Annotated in this window: 3 protein-coding genes; 1 reads left to right on the top strand and 2 read right to left on the bottom strand. The window is 68.0% G+C overall.

The window, feature by feature from the left end; all coding sequences use genetic code 11:
* Together AC1DU6_RS29475 and AC1DU6_RS29470 are read right to left on the bottom strand one after the other, a co-directional pair.
* Positions 1–329: DUF72 domain-containing protein (locus tag AC1DU6_RS29475; RefSeq protein WP_477861541.1), on the bottom strand; the 329-nt coding region annotated here is incomplete at its 3' end.
* A 112-nt stretch (positions 330–441) separates the two neighbouring features.
* On the bottom strand, positions 442–1,455 hold the full coding sequence (locus AC1DU6_RS29470) for a zinc-binding alcohol dehydrogenase family protein (protein WP_457322413.1): 1,014 nt from the start codon (positions 1,453–1,455) through the stop codon (positions 442–444).
* A 105-nt stretch (positions 1,456–1,560) separates the two neighbouring features.
* Between AC1DU6_RS29470 and AC1DU6_RS29465 the strand changes: the two genes are divergently transcribed.
* The coding region (locus tag AC1DU6_RS29465; protein ID WP_477861539.1) for a LysR family transcriptional regulator at positions 1,561–1,896 on the top strand (336 nt) is incomplete at its 3' end.

Raw genomic sequence — 1,896 nt, 5'->3', positions numbered from 1 at the left:
GCCCATTTCTGGCCCAGGGCACCGGCTTCGCCGGCAAAGCGCACCAGCAGTTCCTGCACGCCTTCGAGCCGCGCCTCATGCGAGATCTGCTTCGGGAGCTTGACGGCGAAGCGGAAGTGCTCGGGTGTGCTGGCGGCCCAGCGCTCATAAGTCTGCGGCCGATGCGGGCGGTAAAAGGAGGAATTGATCTCGACGCCGTTCATGACGGCGGCATAACGCTCTAGCTGCGAGCCCTCCGCCGGAAAGGCCGCCGCCACCTTGGCCGGGATGGACCAGGCAGCCGTGGCGATAACGACGGGTGCAGAAACGTCCAAGCGACGAGTGGACATGGGCTTTCGACCAGTTCCGCGTCAAGATCGCAATGTCCCCAGCCTAGGCAGGCTGGCAGGGGTCGGGCGTCAGACAAGGGCGCAGCGCGGGCCCGCCGCTGTCCGACGCGGCTCAGAAGCCGCTGAGGACGATCTTGCCGCGCATGCGGCCCGATTCGACGAGTTCATGCGCCCGCCGCAGGTTCGCCGCATTGATCGGGCGCAGCTGCTCGCTGACCGTGGTGCGCACACGACCCGCGTCGACCAGGGCGGCGATGCGCGCCAGCAGGCGGCCCTGCTCCGCGACGTCCGCCGTGCCGAACATCGGTCGCGTGAACATCATTTCCCAGTGCAGGGACAGGGCCTTGCGCTTGAGCGTCATCACATCGATGGGGCCCGAGAGGTCGTCGATGAGGCCCAGACGGCCCTGGGGCGCGGCGGCATCGATGAGGGCGTCCCAGTGCTGCTCGGTATGGGTGAGGCTGGCGATGAACTCGACCTCTGCGACGCCGGCGGCCACCAGTTGCGGCCGCAATGGCTGGCTGTGGTCGATGACGATATGGGCGCCGAGTTGCTTCACCCAGTCCTGCGTTTCGGGCCGGCTGGCTGTGCCGATGACGCGCAACTGGGTCAGCTCACGGGCGAGCTGCACGAGGATGGAACCGACGCCTCCGGCCGCGCCGGTGACCAGCAGGCTCTGGCCCGCGCCGCCGCCCTCAGGCACGCCGAGGCGGTCGAACAACAGCTCCCAGGCCGTGATGGCGGTCAGCGGCAAGGCGGCGGCCTCGGCATCGGTGAGGCTTTTTGGCGCCAGCGCCGCGATGCGGTGGTCGACGACCTGCAACTCGGCATTGGAGCCGGGGCGATTGATGGCGCCGGCGTAGTAGACGCGGTCACCGATGGCAAAGCCAACGACGTCCTTGCCCAGCGCCTCCACGGTGCCCACGGCGTCCCAGCCGAGGACCTCGGGCTGGAATGCCGTGGGCGCGCGGTTGCGTCGCACCTTGGTGTCGACGGGGTTGACCGACACGGCCGCGACGCGAACCAGCAGGTCCAGCGGGCCGGGCGCCGGCGCGGGCAGTTCGAGATCGACCAGGGATTCCGGGTGATCGATGGGCAGCGATTGCAGATAGCCGACGGCTTTCATGGGGCGTCCTTTCTGAGACGAATCAACGATGGCCGTCATGGTGGCTGGCGGCATTCAAATGAGAAAGACTAGGATCTGCGAATCAGTTTCATCACAAAAATGAAGATGGATCGCTTTTCACCGCTGCAGCTCTTTGTCTGCGCCGCCGAGGCCGGCAGTTTCTCGGCGGCCGCGCGACGCCTGGACCTCGGCCCCGTGCAGGCCAGCGCCACCATTGCAAGGCTGGAGCGTGAGCTGGGCGTGCGGCTGTTCGAGCGCTCGACGCGCCGGCTGCGCCTGACCGAAGCGGGCGAGCAATGGCTGCCGCATGCACGGCAGCTGTTGGCGGCATGGGAGGGTGGCCAAGCCGCGCTGCGGGGCATCACGGCCGAGGACCAGCCCCTCAGCGGCCGCCTGCGGGTGAGCCTGCCCAGCGACATCGGGCGCCAGCATCTTTGGCAC

Source organism: Roseateles sp. P5_B10 (assembly GCF_056400485.1).
Note: the sequence above shows the minus strand (reverse complement) of the source record. Positions and strands in the feature narration are given on the sequence as shown.